Origin of the sequence: Nocardia amamiensis NBRC 102102, from assembly GCF_001612745.1 — a bacterium.
GTDB classification, from domain to species: Bacteria; Actinomycetota; Actinomycetes; order Mycobacteriales; family Mycobacteriaceae; genus Nocardia; species Nocardia amamiensis.
Genome location: NZ_BDBA01000025.1, coordinates 34046 through 50128, shown reverse-complemented (window position 1 = coordinate 50128; position 16083 = coordinate 34046). Strand labels below are relative to the sequence as shown.

The 16083-nt window shown below is 67.5% G+C and carries 15 protein-coding genes; 11 read left to right on the top strand and 4 right to left on the bottom strand.

What is annotated here, in order from left to right:
- The 4 genes from NA4_RS07180 (at window position 1) to NA4_RS07165 (ending at window position 3561) form a co-directional block, all read left to right on the top strand.
- On the top strand, window positions 1–1374 hold the full coding sequence (locus NA4_RS07180) for a helix-turn-helix domain-containing protein (RefSeq protein WP_157128864.1): 1374 nt from the start codon (window positions 1–3) through the stop codon (window positions 1372–1374).
- Window positions 1371–2288 carry a phosphotransferase enzyme family protein gene (locus NA4_RS07175; protein ID WP_067465873.1) on the top strand — a complete coding sequence of 306 codons (918 nt, stop codon included), beginning with the start codon at window positions 1371–1373 and terminating at the stop codon, window positions 2286–2288. Before NA4_RS07180 ends, NA4_RS07175 begins: the two co-directional genes overlap by 4 nt.
- Before the next feature lie 208 nt (window positions 2289–2496).
- Window positions 2497–2913, top strand: a complete 417-nt coding sequence (locus tag NA4_RS07170; protein WP_067465870.1) for a VOC family protein — start codon at window positions 2497–2499, stop codon at window positions 2911–2913.
- 75 nt (window positions 2914–2988) lie between these two features.
- Window positions 2989–3561, top strand: coding sequence for a flavoprotein (locus NA4_RS07165; protein ID WP_067465867.1), 573 nt, complete (start codon window positions 2989–2991; stop codon window positions 3559–3561).
- A gap of 120 nt (window positions 3562–3681) precedes the next feature.
- Here the strand turns inward: NA4_RS07165 and NA4_RS07160 are convergent, their stop codons facing one another.
- Together NA4_RS07160 and NA4_RS07155 are read right to left on the bottom strand one after the other, a co-directional pair.
- Window positions 3682–4476, bottom strand: coding sequence for a transporter substrate-binding domain-containing protein (locus NA4_RS07160; protein WP_157128863.1), 795 nt, complete (start codon window positions 4474–4476; stop codon window positions 3682–3684).
- A gap of 3 nt (window positions 4477–4479) precedes the next feature.
- Entirely contained in the window at window positions 4480–4830 is a 351-nt protein-coding gene (locus tag NA4_RS07155) for a hypothetical protein (RefSeq protein WP_067465861.1), read from the bottom strand.
- Window positions 4831–4891: 61 nt separating this feature from the next.
- Between NA4_RS07155 and NA4_RS07150 the strand changes: the two genes are divergently transcribed.
- On the top strand, window positions 4892–5857 hold the full coding sequence (locus NA4_RS07150) for a quinone oxidoreductase family protein (protein ID WP_067466006.1): 966 nt from the start codon (window positions 4892–4894) through the stop codon (window positions 5855–5857).
- Window positions 5858–6115: 258 nt separating this feature from the next.
- On the opposite strand, the gene NA4_RS07145 is transcribed toward NA4_RS07150, so the two are convergent.
- Window positions 6116–6640, bottom strand: a complete 525-nt coding sequence (locus NA4_RS07145; RefSeq protein WP_067465858.1) for a DUF8020 domain-containing protein — start codon at window positions 6638–6640, stop codon at window positions 6116–6118.
- A 448-nt stretch (window positions 6641–7088) separates the two neighbouring features.
- Here NA4_RS07145 and NA4_RS07140 point away from each other — a divergent pair, with 448 nt between their 5' ends.
- Window positions 7089–7799 (top strand): FAD-dependent monooxygenase, encoded by a 711-nt coding sequence (locus NA4_RS07140; RefSeq protein WP_281179983.1) that lies wholly within the window; start codon window positions 7089–7091, stop codon window positions 7797–7799.
- Here NA4_RS07140 and NA4_RS07135 read toward each other — a convergent pair.
- Window positions 7792–8781, bottom strand: coding sequence for a heme o synthase (locus tag NA4_RS07135; RefSeq protein ID WP_067466003.1), 990 nt, complete (start codon window positions 8779–8781; stop codon window positions 7792–7794). The two genes, NA4_RS07140 and NA4_RS07135, sit on opposite strands and share 8 nt — an antisense overlap.
- Before the next feature lie 754 nt (window positions 8782–9535).
- Between NA4_RS07135 and tkt the strand changes: the two genes are divergently transcribed.
- From tkt to pgl, 5 genes are read left to right on the top strand one after another with little or no spacing between them, the layout of a single operon-like run.
- Window positions 9536–11677: a transketolase gene (gene tkt / locus NA4_RS07130; protein ID WP_067465855.1), complete on the top strand. Its 2142-nt coding sequence runs from the start codon at window positions 9536–9538 to the stop codon at window positions 11675–11677.
- A gap of 5 nt (window positions 11678–11682) precedes the next feature.
- A complete protein-coding gene (gene tal, locus NA4_RS07125; RefSeq protein WP_067465851.1) occupies window positions 11683–12837 on the top strand; it encodes a transaldolase in 1155 nt (384 codons plus the stop codon).
- A 3-nt stretch (window positions 12838–12840) separates the two neighbouring features.
- Complete coding sequence (gene zwf / locus NA4_RS07120; protein ID WP_067465848.1) at window positions 12841–14418, top strand: glucose-6-phosphate dehydrogenase; 1578 nt, start codon at window positions 12841–12843, stop codon at window positions 14416–14418.
- The gene (gene opcA / locus NA4_RS07115) at window positions 14415–15323 is read left to right on the top strand and encodes a glucose-6-phosphate dehydrogenase assembly protein OpcA (protein WP_174552912.1); all 909 of its coding nucleotides are present in this window, start codon (window positions 14415–14417) and stop codon (window positions 15321–15323) included. Before zwf ends, opcA begins: the two co-directional genes overlap by 4 nt.
- Window positions 15316–16071, top strand: coding sequence for a 6-phosphogluconolactonase (gene pgl, locus NA4_RS07110; protein ID WP_067465842.1), 756 nt, complete (start codon window positions 15316–15318; stop codon window positions 16069–16071). The genes opcA and pgl overlap by 8 nt, the downstream gene beginning before the upstream one ends.
- Window positions 16072–16083 lie beyond the last annotated feature (12 nt).

Below are 16083 nucleotides of genomic sequence, written 5' to 3'. Positions count from 1 at the left end.
GTGAACGTGGATCGAGACCAGTCAGGACAGATCGGTTCGGCTGTGTGGGAGCACAGAGAGATGCGGCAAGCGCTGGCGTCCCGCGACTTGAAAAGGGTGTACGAGCTACTACAACGCGTCGGTATTTCTCAGCGGGGGATCGCTCGGCTCACCGGCCAAAGCGCATCCGAGGTCTACGAAGTCCTCTATAAGAGTCGACGCATCATGGCCTATGACGTGCTGGTGCGTATTGCCGACGGTCTCGGCATTCCACGGGGTTACATGGGTCTCGCGTACGACGAAACTACCGAGACCGCTCTGGACCTTGCTGCCGCCAACTGTTCGATCAACGCTGCAGAACGCGATGAGGTCCGCGATCTACTGTGCCACGCGGCGAACGTGACGATGGGCACCACCGTCAGCGAGGTTGCCCGATGGTGGCAGCCGTTGGATCGGGAAACGGCTCCGGCGCCCAGCCGCATCGGTCCGTCGGATGTCCAGCACCTGCAGGCGATAACCGCTGCGATGCGTGCTGTCGACTACCGGCATGGTGGCGGCGCATGCCGTGACGCCGTGGCGGCACAAGTGCGTTGGGCTCAGCAACTTCTCGATGCCGATTGCGCGGCCGCAACCCGTCGGCAGCTGGTGGCGGCACTCGCCGATCTGCACAACCTCGCGGGGTGGACGTCGTTCGATGTCGGCATGTACAGCATCTCCCGCCGTCATTTCACCCGAGCATTGGAGCTCGCCCGGGATGCCGATGATCACTCTCTGGCGGCGAACGTGCTCTACCGCATGGGCCGGTTGCACCTGCACCGCGTGATGCCCTTGGAGGCGCTTCGTTTCTTCCAGCTCGGCCAGATCACCGCTCAGGATTCCGGCTGCACCCTGACCGTCGCGATGCTGTGCGCCAACGAGGGTGTCGCATACGCCCACCTCGATGACCGAGAACAGATGCTCCGTTCGCTGGGCCGAGCCCAGGACGAATTTGCTCGGTCCGAACCCGAAACCGCCCGAGCCTGGGTCCGATTCTTTGGCCAAGCCGACCTCGACGCCTCCCGCGGCGTCGCGCTTACGGCGCTGCGCAGCGCGACCCGCGCAGAACTCGACGACGCGGTACGCCTCATCGGCAGGGCGATCAGCATGCGGGGCCCCGACATGACACGCAGCCGGATATTCGAACTGATCGCCTTCGCCACCGCTCACTTGCGCAACGGCAGCACCGAACGGGGCGTGCGTGCTGCGTACGACGCCGTATCAAGTACCTCGACCGTACGATCGGTCCGGACCGTTGACCGTTTGGCGCCGCTGCATGAGGTTGCCAGCAACCAACAGCACCACTCAGAGCTGAAGCACCTCGTACACTCCATCGACTCGCTGCGGGCTCTCACATGACAGAGACCACCGCAGCCAGCAATCCGAACACCGAGACCGATTGGGCCGCTCGCATTCTGCGCGATGCATGTGCTGAAGTCGGGCTGGATGCCTCTCGCGCACGACTGATCAAGTTCACGAACAATGCCGTGTGGGCACTCGACTCGGCGCTGGTTATCGTTCGCATACCTGGTTCATCGGCCGTCCGGAAACGGGTGCCCAAGATTATCGCTGTGGCACGGTGGCTGGCCGAGCAGAACATGTCCTCGGTTCGTCTGGTCGAGGAACTTCCGCAGCCTCTTCGAGTCGGTCAGAATGAGATCACCTTCTGGCATCTCGTCGCCTCGCCCGGGGCAGCGACGCCTCCGAACGGGCACGACCTCGGCAGAATTCTGCGGCAATACCATTCATTGCCTGACCCGTCGTTCGACCTACCGCAATGGCGGCCCCTCGACGCCGTCCGCCAGCGCATCAACGAACAGGACGCACTCACCGCTGGCGACAGGCAATTTCTCGAGGACAAATGCGACGAAACCGAAGACCTACTCGCTCGGATCGCCTACCAGCTTCCGCCCGGCCCCATACACGGGGACGGGTTCGTCGGCAACCTGATAACCGGATCCAACGGAGCCGTCATTTGTGACTTCGATTCGGCTGCTGTTGGACCGCGCGAGTGGGACCTCGCACCAGTTGCAGTGGGACAGCTTCGGTTCCGGTACGCGACCGACTACCACCAGCAGATAGTCGACGAGTACGGCATCGATATCACTCAGTGGCCATACTTCACCGTGCTGCGTCAACTCCGGGAACTCCAACTTGTCACCAGTGTGTTGCCGGTGCTCAAAACAAATCCGTCGCTGGCGGACCAATGGCAGAGGCGATTCACGAGCTTCCGAGACGGTGACAACGCAGCGATCTGGACCCCGTATCGGTAGCGCGCGGGATGCCTCGGTGGTGCGCGACCACTGATCGTCGACGTCCACTGTTATCGACGGACCCATGTCGATCAGATTCGTCGTACACGAATCTTGTCGCGCTCTCTCCCAGCTGTGGATCGGCCAGGCGCGGCCGCCGACCACCTGTAGCCGACTCTCGGGGATTTCGCGGCTGGGCAGAACCGGCAGTCATGACAGTATCTAGACCATGCCGATCACCACCAGTTCGTTCGACCATGCTCGCTTGACAGTGACCGACATCGACAGATCGCGGGCCTTCTATGACGCCGTCTTCGGGTGGCCGATCGCTTGGGAGTGTCCCGCGGACGCGGACGAAGCCACACGTGAGCGATTCGGGTTCCTCTTCGGCGGCGTGATCTATCAGATGGGTGATGCACTGCTCGGGCTTCGCCCGGTCGCCAGCGACGAGTTCGACGAGGATCGAGTAGGGCTCGACCACCTCGCGTTCTCCCTTGCCACACGAGCAGATCTCGATGCGGCGGCTGCCTTGCTCGACGAACTCGGCGTCGCTCATGCGGGCGTGAAAGACCTCGGTCCCATGTACATCCTGGAATTCCGCGATCCGGACAATATCGCGCTGGAATTGGTCGTACGCAAGCAGTAATCGCCCGTTTTGGCCTGCAGACGTGGCAGCGCAGGTGCCCCATGCAGTGGATACCTGGCGTGACACGATAATCGCATGGACGCCAACGGAAATCCCGTGCTGTACGCCCTCGTGACCGGCTCCCCCGCCGCCCGTGACGTCGGCAAGCTGGTCGCGCTGGCACAGGCGGACGGTTGGGAGGTCTGTGTGATCGCCTCGCCGTCCGGGACCCGGTTCATCGACGTCGACGGGCTCGCGGCGCAGACCGGTCACCCTGTGCGCAGCGAGTACAAAGAGCCCGGGACGCCGGATGTCCTGCCGCCGCCGGACGGCATCATCGCCGCACCGGTCACCGGCAACTCGGTCGCGAAGTGGGCCGCTGGGATCTCCGATACGCTGCCGCTCGGGCTGCTGGTGGAAGGGCTGGGCAAAGGGCTGCCGATTGTGGCGGTGCCGTTCTCCAATCGAGCTCAGATGAGCTTTCCCGCGATCCAGGATGGGATGCGCAAGTTGTCCGAGTGGGGCGTCACCGTGCTGACGGGCGACGGCGAGCCGCACGAACCGGGCACCGGGGAGTCACTGATCCCCCGATTCCCGTGGGACACGGCCTGGCAGGCGTTTCTGGCGCATCCGCGTCGGACAGCCGTACACGGCCCGGCATCCGATTGAGCGCCGCATCCGCTCCCACAGCTGGTTCAGCGATAGCGCCGCGAATCAACCGCGTGACGAAAGACCGGCCGCTGATCGATTCGAAATGCTGTGGGGCACAAACCCCACCTCAGCGGGAGGTCAACTGGCGGACGCGTTCGGCCCGATCCACTGGTCGAACAACCGGTCCACTTCACCGGTCGCGAGCTGGGTCGCCAAGTAGGCATTGAGCGCGGTGGCCAGGACCGCGTCGTTCTTACGCACCAGCAGCACCTTGCCGAACGAGTCGAACGGCGCTTCGGGGTGCAGTACCTGGAGATCCGGGTGCTGGCGGACGCGGTAGCGGCCCTCGACGGCGTCGGTGACGAATACGTCGGCGCGGCCCTGTTCGATCTCGCCGAAGATCGTCAGGTTGTCCGGCCACAAGGTGAGCTGCGCGTCGGGGAAGTTCTTGCTCGCGAATTCCTCGTTGGTTCCGCCGCGGTTCGCGATGACCCGGACGCCGGGACGGTTGATCTCCTCGATGGTCGAGTAAGCCGCGCCGGTCGAGCGGCGGGTGATCGGGGCTTTGCCGTCGGTGCCGTAAGTGATCGAGAAGTCGGCGAAAGCGCGGCGGGAAGGCTGGTCGGAGATGCCTCCGACGGCGATATCGCAGTTTCGCTCGGCGAAATCCGTTTTCAGGGTGGCCCACGTCACGGGGACGAACTCGATCGGACGGCCGAGCGTGGTGGCGAATCCGCGGGCGAGGTCCACGTCCACGCCGCGGTAGCCGCCGTCGGCGACCGAGTACGGCGGGTAGTCACCCGGCGTGCAGGCGCGCAAGGCATTCGGCGTGTTCTGCGCCGCCGCCGGAATCGCCACTGCGACAAGGGCGGTGCACCCGGCGACCAGCACCGCGCCGATGCGGCTGGACAGCCGCGTCATCGGGCTACGCACCGATCACTTCTCGTTGCGCGCCTTGGGGAAACGGGTCTGCTTGGCGACCCAGCCCGCCATCTTGGCCCAATGGCCCTTGCGGGGGGTGACGACCGAGGTGAGCTCGCGATCCCACTCGTCGGTCTCGGAGAGCCCGTCGATGGTGGCGACCAGATCCTTGGCGGTCTCCAGGTCGGGGACGACGCGGTCGCCCAAGACGCCATCGGCGCCGACCAGGGTGAGCCGGACGCCGGTGCGCCCGATCGGCTGGAGCACGGCCGTGGCGGAGCCGCCGTGGTCGGCGACGAATCCCTTGACGGACTCCACGAGGGCGCCCGACAGCTTCGTCGGGGGCGTGGCGGTTTCAGCACTCATGGCAGGCAGTTTACCGACCGGTAGGATGCGGTCCAGCCCCTCGGGTGTACAACTGGATCTCATGCGCGCCATTCAGGTTTCCGAGCACGGCGGTCCCGAGGTCCTGAAGTACGTGGAAGTGCCCGATCCGCAGATCGGACCGGACCAGTTGCTGGTCGACACGCAGGCGATCGGTGTCAACTTCATCGACACCTACGTTCGCACCGGGCGCTACCCACAGGACGTCCCCTATATCCCGGGCTCGGAGGGCACCGGCGTCGTCGCTGAGGTCGGCGCGAATGTCACCGAGTTCTCGGTCGGCGACCGGGTCGCCTGGGCAGCCGCGCCGGGCAGCTACGCAGCGAAGGTCGCGGTGAACGCCGCCGTCGCCGTCGCGGTACCGGAGCGAGTCGATCCGCCGGTGGCCGCGTCGGCGCTGTTGCAGGGCATGACCGCGCACTACCTCATCGAATCCATCTACAAGCCGGAGCCCGGGGAGACCGTGCTGGTGCACGCGGGCGCGGGCGGTGTCGGGCTGATCCTGACCCAGCTGCTCACGGCGCGCGGCGTGCGCGTGATCACAACCGTGTCCTCCGACGACAAGGAGACCCTGTCCCGCGCGGCGGGCGCGGCCGAGGTGCTGCGCTACGGCGACGAGCTCGCGGGCCAGGTGCGCAAACTCACCGACGGGGTCGGCGTGGCCGCGGTCTACGACGGCGTCGGCGCGGCCACCTTCGAATCCAGCCTGGCGTCGTTGCGTGTGCGCGGCATGCTCGCCCTGTTCGGCGGCGCGAGCGGGCCGGTGCCGCCGTTCGACCTGCTGCGCCTCAGCACGTCCGGTTCGCTGTTCGTCACCCGTCCCAGCCTCGTGCACTACACCCGCGACCGCGCCGAACTCGCCTGGCGCGCAGGCGATGTCCTCGACGCCATCGCCAACGGCACATTGAACATCCGGATCGGCGCGACCTACCCGCTCGCCGATGCCGAGCAGGCCCACCGCGACCTGGAAGGCCGCAAGACCACCGGCTCCATCGTCCTTCTTCCGTGAACTCGAGCAGGGGCGACTCGACGGGTGGCCCACCGTAAGGGTTCTTCCACGGCAAAGAAGCGCCCAGGCGATGATTCTCCGAGTCGCCGCAACCGAACAGTCTCGTATGTGGAGCCATACTGCGCGGTGCGGATGAGGCCGTAGAGGCCGGAGACGTCGCGATGACGTGGTGACATCCCGGACAGAGCCCCGGGCACGGATCGGTCGGCGCGGAGAATCGTCCGCGCCGACCGGAGCATTGTCGGGTGAGCTGTCGCATCACTGGTTGGCGCCGGCGATACCTCCGATGATCCCGCCGATGACACAGCCGGGAAGCGCCCCGACGATCAGGAAAATGAGGCCGATCAGCGCACCCACGGCGCAACCGATCAACACGCCGGCGACCGTGGTGCCGGCGTCACCGATGAACTGCGGCGCATCCGGCTCCGGTGTCGCCGTGCCGACGGGAGTCAGGGTCAAGGTCGTCGCGGTGGCATCGATGTCGGGCGCCACCCGCACCTCCTGGCCCGAGACGCTGCGCACCGTCGTCGGCACCTGGCCGATTACCGAACCGTCCGGCGCCGCCACGGATACCCCGGTGGGTGTCAGAACGAACGAGCCCGAGGCAAGGGTGACGGTCGCACTGGACCGGTCGGATGCCACCGCGGCCGTGTACGCGACACCCTGGTCGACACCGCTGATTTCCGCACCGGCCACGCCCGCCTCGCCATGGCCGGTCGCAGCCGTGACGCCCAGTGCGGCGGCGGAAAGAAGTGCTGTTGCGGCGATTTTCGCAATGATCATGATGGTTACCTGCAATCACGAGTCGATTCACCGCGGCCCCGAACATAAGCGCCCGGCCGCCGGCATCGAATCGGCAGCACGCGTGGGGCGTGGCGAATAGGGATCCAATTGTGCTGCCCTGAACAGGGATCCGGCCCTCCGGCACGTCCCCTGATGAACAAACCGGGCTGTTTCCCATGGTGCTCTCGATCGGATCACAATGGAAGACCCCGGTTTCCGGGTGGGCCGGTCAGCCCGCAGCATAACCCGGCTGCAATCGTTCGGCTATTCCAGTTCTCCCTCGGTCTCGAGGTAAACCTGATGCGGGCGCTCCAGCGTCGAGCATTCGGGCTATCCCAACAGCTTCCGCTCGGTGGCCTCCGGCAATCATTCCGCGATCCCATGCAGGGCTGAGGAATTGGACCGCCTCGATCGCTGGCACGTACGCAACAGACCGGCCTGGTTGTCGGTGAATAACGCTGTGCTGCAGGAGTACGTGGACCGCTATTGCGGACACGACGACATCATCCTCAGCGACCTCACCTGGGCGACGGTGTGGCGGCCGAATGTCCGCCTGGCGCAACGGTTCCGCGACGGACGGGTCTTCCTGGCCGGTGACGCCGCGCACGTGCACCCACCCACCGGCGGGCAGGGCATGAACACCGGTATCCAGGATGCGTACAACCTGGGCTGGAAACTGGCCGCCGCGCTCGACGGTAACGACACGCTCTTGGACAGCTATGCGGCCGAGCGCCGGATGGTGGCCGCCTGGGTTCTCGGGCTGAGTTCGGAGTTGCTGGACAAGCTGGTCGACGGCGCCGAGGACGCGATGGACCGCGGACCGGAGACCCAGCAGTTGGACATCAGCTACCGCGATCCCGCCGTCCGCACGGCACTGGCCGTCGGTGATCGCGCGCCGGACGCGCCGCTGAAGGATGACGCGGGACGACCGGTGCGGCTGTTCGACCTGTTCCGCGGACCACACGCGACGCTGCTGTCGTTCGGCGTTCCCGCCGATACCGAGCCGGGCGTGCCCGCGTATGCGGTGGTCCGGCCCGGAACCGTGGTCGCAGGGCCGTACGTAGTCGACATCGATGGGCACGCGCACGCCGCCTATGCAGCGACCGAGGGCTCCCGGGTCCTCGTGCGCCCGGACGGCTACGTGGGCGCGATCAGCTGAAGAAGCTGCCGATGGTGTCCCAGCCGAGCACCGAGTCCACCGCAAGTCCGCAGAACACCACGGCCAGGTAGTTGTTCGACTGCAGGAACAGCCGCAGCGGCTTCACCGATTCGCCGCGCCGCACACCCGCGTACAGCTGGTGGGCCATGAGCAGGAACCACGCTCCGGCCACCAGCGCGACGGCCGCGTAGATGACACCGGTCGCCGGCACGAGGGCCAGCGTGGTGAGCACGGTCAGCCAGGTGTAGATGACGATCTGCCGGGTGACGGTCTGCTCGGTGGCCACAACCGGCAGCATCGGCACTCCCGCCGCGCGGTAGTCCTCCTTGTAGCGCATGGCCAGCGCCCAGGTGTGCGGCGGCGTCCAGAAGAATATGACGCCGAACAGCGCGATGGCGGGCCAGCCGATGCCGCCGGTCACCGCCGACCAGCCGACCAGCGCGGGCATGCATCCGGCCGCGCCACCCCACACCACGTTCTGCGAGGTGCGGCGCTTGAGGCCCAGCGTGTAGACGAAGACGTAGAACAGGATCGTCGCGACGACGAGCAGGCCGCTGAGCAGGTTCGCCTGCCACCACAGCCAGGCGAACGAGCCGACGCCGAGGACGACGCCGAAGACGAAGGCGTTCGACGTCGGCACCGCCTCCCGGGCCAGCGGCCGCTTGGCGGTACGTTTCATCACCTTGTCGATGTCGGCGTCGGCGACGCAGTTGAGCGTGTTCGCGCTCGCCGCGCCCATCCAGCCGCCGAACAGCGTGGCCAGGATCAGGCGGATGTCGATGGTGCCGCGGTCGGCGAGCAGCATGGTCGGGATGGTGGCGACGAGCAGCAGCTCGATCACCCTCGGCTTGGTCAGCGCGACGTAGGCCAGCACCCGCCGCAGCAGCCGGGACGGTAGGCCCGGACCCGTGAACCGGTCGGCCAGCGCCGTCGCGGAGGAGCCGTGCGCACCATCGCCACCCGGCTGTCGCCCAATCCGCACTGTCTCTCCTCGCACGCTGTGCATCGCATCCGGCATGGACCAGCAGCGCTCGTCCCGCTGGTACGGATGTGCCTGTACCGGACCTTCGTCCGCCCCGGCGCCCTCTCCGACCGGTGCGGCGCGACTACTACTACAAAGGATGGTAGACCCCCGCCGCCCCCGCCCTTCCCCTCGCCCCCGCGCAACGGCATGGGAATGTGACCCACCAGACGGGCCGTTCCGCGCGTTCGACCATCCGCCCTCGAGACAGGTCGTACGCCTGTGTCCGACCAGTTTTGTTCACGTGGCTTACGTCCTGATACGAAACGCAGTTCGACGCGGGTCCGGAGTTCTGCCGGCTCCGATGAGGCCGCAACGTGAGCGCGAACACGCAGCACCCGAGCACGGCACAGCCGATTCGCGTCCACGAGCATCGTTCCCCAGCCGACCGGCGTTCAGCCGCTCGATCAACGCGCTCCAGGCCAGTTGACGCGTGGCAGTGGATCACTGTTCGCAGACCGGCTCGCCGCCCAGGAGGCGAAGCGATCACCAACCTCGGCCGTCTCCGGCACGAGCCGCAACGTGGGCGCGAACACGCAGCGCCGCGGGCGCCGCAAAACGCCACGGCAAAACAACACAGGGTTACTGCTGTGCCGGTCACCGTGCACATCTAGGGTGGTTGGATAAACCCGGCATGCACGCCGTAGCTGCCGCGCGATCACCGCCGTCAGAACCCACCCGCCGTCGACGAACCAATGTCAGGAGAACCTCGGTCGTGTCGATCACAGACGACATCCGCGCCCTCACTCAGCCGAACCACCCGGACGACTGGACGGATCTGGACACCAAGGCTGTCGACACCATTCGGGTCCTCGCCGCCGACGCGGTGCAGAACACCGGAAACGGTCACCCCGGTACCGCGATGAGCCTGGCGCCACTGGCGTACACCCTCTACCAGCGCACCATGCACATCGACCCCACCGATCCCAGCTGGGTCGGCCGGGACCGGTTCGTGCTGTCGTGCGGCCACTCCAGCCTCACCCAGTACATCCAGCTGTATCTGTCGGGCTACGGCCTGGAACTGGACGACCTGAAGAACCTGCGCAAGTGGGGCTCGCTCACCCCGGGTCACCCGGAGTTCCGCCACACCGACGGCGTCGAGATCACCACCGGCCCGCTCGGCCAGGGCCTGGCGTCGGCGGTCGGCATGGCGATGGCGGCGCGGCGCGAGCGCGGTCTGTTCGACCCGGACGCCGCGCCGGGCACGAGCCCGTTCGACCACTTCATCTACGTGGTCGCCTCCGACGGTGACCTGGAGGAGGGCGTCACCTCCGAGGCGTCGTCGCTCGCGGGCACCCAGCAGCTGGGCAACCTGGTCGTGATCTACGACGACAACAAGATCTCCATCGAGGACGACACCACCATCGCCTTCACCGAGGACGTCGCCGAGCGCTACGCGGCCTACGGCTGGCACGTGCAGGTGGTCGAGGGCGGCGAGGACGTGGTCGCCATCGAGACCGCGCTGGCCGCCGCCAAGGCCGAGACCGACAAGCCCTCGATCATCGTGCTGCGCACCATCATCGGCTACCCGGCGCCCAGCAAGATGAACACCGGCTCCGCGCACGGTGCCGCGCTGGGCGCCGACGAGGTCGCCGCGACCAAGAAGGTGCTCGGCTTCGACCCCGAGCAGAGCTTCGAGGTGGACCCGGCGGTGATCGCGCACACCCGCAAGGTCGTCGACCGCGGCAGGCAGGCGCACGCGGAGTGGCAGAAGTCGTTCGACGCGTGGGCCGCGGCCAACCCGGAGAACAAGGCGCTGTTCGACCGCCTCGCCGCCCGGCGGCTGCCGGAGAACTGGGCCGCGAATCTGCCCACCTACGAACCGGATCCGAAGGGCATGGCCACCCGCAAGGCCTCCGGCAAGGTGCTCGCCGCGCTGGCCCCGTTGCTGCCGGAGCTGTGGGGCGGTTCGGCCGACCTGGCCGAGTCCAACAACACCACCATGCCCGACCAGCCCAGCTTCGGGCCGGAGTCGATCTCCACCGGCATGTGGAAGGCCAACCCGTACGGCCGCACCCTGCACTTCGGTGTCCGCGAGCACGCGATGGCCGCGATCCTCAACGGCATCGCGCTGCACGGCCCCACCCGCCCGTACGGCGGCACCTTCCTGGTCTTCAGCGACTACATGCGCCCTGCCGTCCGCTTGGCCGCGCTGATGCGGGTGCCCTCGATCTACGTGTGGACGCACGACTCCATCGGCCTTGGTGAGGACGGCCCGACGCATCAGCCGATCGAGCACCTGGCCGCGCTGCGCGCCATCCCCGGCCTGAACGTCGTCCGTCCCGGCGACGCCAACGAGACCACCTATGCCTGGCGCACCATCCTGGAGCGCGACAGCAGCGAGCACACCTCGCACTTCTCGGTGTCGGAGCCGCCGCACCAGGACGGCCCGTCCGGGCTGGCGCTGACCCGCCAGGACCTGCCGATCCTGGAAGGCACCAGCTACGAGGGCGTGTCCAAGGGCGGTTACGTCCTGGCCGAGGCGTCCACCGGCACCCCGCAGGTGATCCTGATCGCCACCGGTTCGGAGCTGCAGCTCGCCGTCGCCGCCCGCACTACGCTGGAGGAGCAGGGCATCGCCACCCGCGTGGTGTCGATGCCGTGTGTGGAGTGGTTCGACGCGCAGGACAAGGCGTACCGGGACGAGGTGCTTCCGCCCGCGATCACCGCACGCGTCGTCGTCGAGGCCGGTATCGCGATGCCGTGGCACCGGTTCGCCGGTGACGCGGGCGAGATCGTGTCGATCGAGCACTTCGGCGCTTCCGCCGACTACAAGACCCTGTTCCGCGAATTCGGTATCACTCCGGAAGCCGTCGTTGCCGCCGCGCAGCGCACGCTCGAGAACGTGAAGGGATAGCGCTCATGGCTCAGAACGAAAACCTCGCCGCCCTGTCGGCAGCGGGGGTGTCCGTGTGGCTCGACGATCTGTCCAGGGACCGGATCCGCTCCGGCAACCTGGCCGAGCTGATCGCCACCCGTGGCGTCGTCGGGGTCACCACCAACCCGACGATCTTCCAAGGCGCGCTCAGCCAGGGACACAGCTACGACAGCCAGCTGAAAGAGCTTGCCGCCCAACGCGCCGACGCCGATGCCGCCATTCGCACCATCACCACCGACGACGTCCGAGCGGCCTGCGACGTGTTCGCTCCGGTCTTCGAAGCGACCGGCGGTGTGGACGGCCGGGTCTCCATCGAGGTCGATCCGCGCCTGGCGTTCGACGCGGACAAGTCCATCGCGCAGGCGGTCGAGCTGTGGAAGATCGTCGACCGGCCCAACCTGTTCATCAAGATCCCGGCCACCGAGGCGGGCCTGCCCGCGATCACCGCGGTGCTCGCCGAGGGCATCAGTGTCAATGTCACGCTGATCTTCTCGGTGCAGCGCTACCGCGCGGTGATGGGCGCCTACCTGGACGGAGTGCGCCAGGCGAAGGTCGCCGGGCATGATCCGGCCAAGATCCATTCCGTCGCTTCGTTCTTCGTGTCCCGGGTGGACACCGAGATCGACAAGCGGCTGGAGGCGATCGGCACCGAGGCGGCGCTCGCGCTGCGCGGGAAGGCCGGTATCGCCAACGCCCACCTGGCCTACGCCGAGTACCAGGACGTGTTCGACGGTGGCAAGCACACCTCCACCTACACGAACCTGGCCGCTTCGGGCACGAATCGCCAACGGCCGCTGTGGGCGTCGACGGGCGTGAAGAACCCGGACTACCCCGACACCATGTACGTCACCGAGCTGGTCGCCCCGAACACGGTGAACACGCTGCCGGAGAAGACCCTCCAGGCGGTCGCCGATCACGGCGAGATCCGCGGCGACACCGTCCGGGGGAACGCCGCGGCGGCCACGGAGGTCTTCGACCAGCTCGCCGCGGTCGGCATCGACCTGGACGACGTGTTCGAGGTGCTCGAGCGCGAAGGCGTGGAGAAGTTCGAGAAGTCGTGGGAGGAGCTGCTTTCCGCCACGGCCGCCGAGTTGACGTCGGCCGCCGCGTCCGGCTCTGACGCGTCCGGGAACAGCTGACCGATGGCCGGTACAGCCCCCACGGGTCGAGCGGCCGCGAACGATTGGCACAACCCGCTGCGCGACGGCCGGGACCAGCGGCTTCCGCGCATCGCGGGACCGTGCAGCATGGTGATCTTCGGGGTCACGGGTGACCTGTCCCGGAAGAAGCTGATGCCGGCCATCTACGACCTGGCCAACCGGGGGCTGTTGCCCCCGGCTTTCGGCTTGGTCGGCTTCGCCCGCCGCGACTACGCCGACGAGGACTTCGCCGCGGTCGTCCTCGACGCGGTGAAAACGCATTCGCGCACCCCATTCCGCCAGGAAGTGTGGGACCAGCTCGCGGAGGGCATCCGCTTCGTCCAGGGCAGCTTCGACGACGACGCGGCATTCGACCGGCTCGCCGACACCCTGGCCACCCTGGACAAGGAGCGCGGCACGGGCGGCAATCACGCCTTCTACCTGTCCATCCCGCCGAAGACGTTCCCTGTCGTGCTGGATCAGCTCTCCGGGCACGGCTTGGCGCAGACGAAAGGGTTCGACGGAGCGGGCCGCAAGCCGTGGCGGCGAGTGGTGATCGAGAAGCCGTTCGGGCACGACCTGGAAAGCGCCCAGGAACTCAACGCGCTGGTCAACCGGGTGTTCCCGGAGGAGACGGTGTTCCGCATCGACCACTACCTCGGCAAGGAGACGGTGCAGAACATCTTGGCGCTGCGCTTCGCCAACCAGTTGTACGAGCCGATCTGGAACGCCAACTTCGTCGACCATGTGCAGATAACCATGGCCGAGGACATCGGCCTGGGTGGTCGCGCCGGGTATTACGACGGCATCGGCGCCGCGCGCGACGTGATCCAGAACCATTTGCTGCAACTGCTGGCGCTCACCGCCATGGAGGAGCCGATCAGCTTCGAGCCCAGGCAGCTGCAGACCGAGAAGATCAAAGTGCTCTCGGCGACCAAGCTCATCGAACCGCTGGACGAGACCACCGCGCGCGGGCAATACGCGGAGGGCTGGCAAGGCAGCGAGCACGTGGTCGGACTGCTGGACGAGGAAGGGTTCGATCCGAATTCGCGGACCGAGACCTATGCCGCGATCAGCCTGGAGGTCGACACCCGCCGCTGGGCGGGCGTCCCGTTCTTCCTGCGCACCGGAAAACGATTGGGGCGCAGGGTCACCGAGATCGCGGTGATCTTCAAGCGGGCGCCGCACCTGCCGTTCGACCAGACCATGACCGAGGAACTCGGGCAGAACGCGCTGGTCATCCGGGTGCAGCCGGACGAGGGCATCACCACGCGGTTCGGCTCGAAGGTGCCGGGCTCCGGCATGGAAGTGCGCGATGTCAACATGGACTTCAGCTATGGCGAGGCGTTCACCGAGTCCTCCCCCGAGGCCTACGAACGCCTGATCCTCGACGTGCTGCTCGGGGTGCCGTCGCTGTTCCCGGTCAACGCGGAGGTCGAATTGTCCTGGCGCATCCTGGACCCGGTGCTCGAGCAGTGGGCCGCCGACGGCAAACCGGAACCGTACGAGGCGGGCACCTGGGGCCCGGCGTCGGCCGAGGAGATGCTCGCCCGCACCGGGCGGGAATGGCGGCGGCCGTGATCGTCGACATGCCGGAGACCAAGACCGGCGAGGTCACCAAACGTCTCGTGCAATTGCGCGAGAGCAACGGCGTGATCACCGTAGGCCGGGTGCTCACCCTGGTGGTGTGCACGCTGGACAGCTCGGAGGCCGAGGACGCGATCGACGCCGCGAACGACGCCAGCCGCGAGCACCCCTGCCGCGTGGTGGTCCTCGCACGCGGTGACCGCGCAGCCGCCACCCGCCTGGACGCGCAGATCCGGGTCGGCGGCGACGCGGGAGCGGCCGAGGTGATCGTGCTGCGCCTGCAGGGCGAGCTGATCAACCACGAAAGCAGCGTCGTCATCCCGTTCCTCCTGCCGGATACGCCGGTGGTCGCCTGGTGGCCGCGCGGAGCCCCGGAGTTCCCGTCCAAGGACTCGGTGGGCCGGCTGGCGACCCGGCGCATCACCGACGCCACGTTCGCGCCGGATCCGCAGGCAGCGATCAAGAAGCGGCTCGGCTCCTACGCGACCGGCGACTCCGATCTGGCCTGGAGCCGGATCACCTACTGGCGCGCGCTGCTGGCCGCCGCCATGGACGAGCCGCCGTTCGAGCTGGTGGAGTCGGCGACGGTGTCCGGGCTGCGCGATGAACCCGCCCTGGACATGCTGGCGGGATGGTTGGCGGCGCGGCTGGGCTGCCCGGTCCGCCGCCGCACCGGACCCTTGCACGTGGAACTGCATCGCCGCACGGTCTCCATCGCGATCGAGCGACCGCAAACCGGTCGCACGGCCACGCTCACCCGCACCGGCGACCCGGTGCAGCGGATCGCTTTGGCCCGCAGGGAGACGCGCGACTGCCTCGCCGAGGAACTACGCAGGTTGGACGCCGACGACATCTACGCGGAGGCACTGGCCGGAATCGAGAAGGTGATCTATGAGTGACCACACCGATTCACCCTTTCCCAGCGACACCGTCGAGGTCCACCTCGATACCGAGTCGCTTCTCACTGCCGCGGCCGCCCGCTTCGTGTCGGTCGTCGTCGCGGCCCAAGCCGAGCGCGGTGCGGCGTCGGTGGTGCTGACCGGCGGCGGCACCGGCATCGCCCTGCTGGAGCAGGTGCGCAAGTCCCCCGGCGGCATCGACTGGTCCCGGCTCGAGGTGTTCTGGGGCGACGAGCGTTTCGTGCCCGCGGGCGATCCCGAGCGCAATGACCTGCAAGCCAGGCAAGCCCTGCTCGACCACGTGCCGGTGGACCCGGCGCGGGTCCATCCGGTGGCCGCGTCCGACGGCGAATACCCCGACCCGGTCGAGGCGGCCGCCGAGTACTCCGCGGCCGTGCATGCCTACCTCACCGAGCACGGTGCGTTCGATCTGCATCTGCTCGGCATGGGCGGCGAGGGACACGTGAACTCGCTTTTCCCGCACACAGACGCCGTGCGCGAGGAACACGAGCTCGTTGTCGCCGTGACGGATTCGCCGAAGCCGCCGTCTGTGCGGGTCACCCTCACCTTGCCCGCCGTCCAGCGCTCCCGCCACGTCGTGCTGGTGGTCGGCGGCGCGGCCAAGGCCGAGGCGGTCGCCGCGGCTATCGGCGGCGCCGACCCGCTGGAGATCCCCGCGGCCGGCGCGACCGGCATCGACTCGACAACCTGGCTGCTCGATCAGGAGGCCGCGGCAGCGCTGCGCTAGTTCCCGCCTGAA

Coding starts and splice junctions, on each gene's coding strand:
- NA4_RS07175 (WP_067465873.1), top strand. CDS start 1,371: ATGACAGAGACCACCGCAGCCAGCAATCCGAACACCGAGACCGATTGG.
- NA4_RS07170 (WP_067465870.1), top strand. CDS start 2,497: ATGCCGATCACCACCAGTTCGTTCGACCATGCTCGCTTGACAGTGACC.
- NA4_RS07165 (WP_067465867.1), top strand. CDS start 2,989: ATGGACGCCAACGGAAATCCCGTGCTGTACGCCCTCGTGACCGGCTCC.
- NA4_RS07155 (WP_067465861.1), bottom strand. CDS start 4,830: ATGAGTGCTGAAACCGCCACGCCCCCGACGAAGCTGTCGGGCGCCCTC.
- NA4_RS07150 (WP_067466006.1), top strand. CDS start 4,892: ATGCGCGCCATTCAGGTTTCCGAGCACGGCGGTCCCGAGGTCCTGAAG.
- NA4_RS07145 (WP_067465858.1), bottom strand. CDS start 6,640: ATGATCATTGCGAAAATCGCCGCAACAGCACTTCTTTCCGCCGCCGCA.
- tal (WP_067465851.1), top strand. CDS start 11,683: ATGGCTCAGAACGAAAACCTCGCCGCCCTGTCGGCAGCGGGGGTGTCC.
- zwf (WP_067465848.1), top strand. CDS start 12,841: ATGGCCGGTACAGCCCCCACGGGTCGAGCGGCCGCGAACGATTGGCAC.
- pgl (WP_067465842.1), top strand. CDS start 15,316: ATGAGTGACCACACCGATTCACCCTTTCCCAGCGACACCGTCGAGGTC.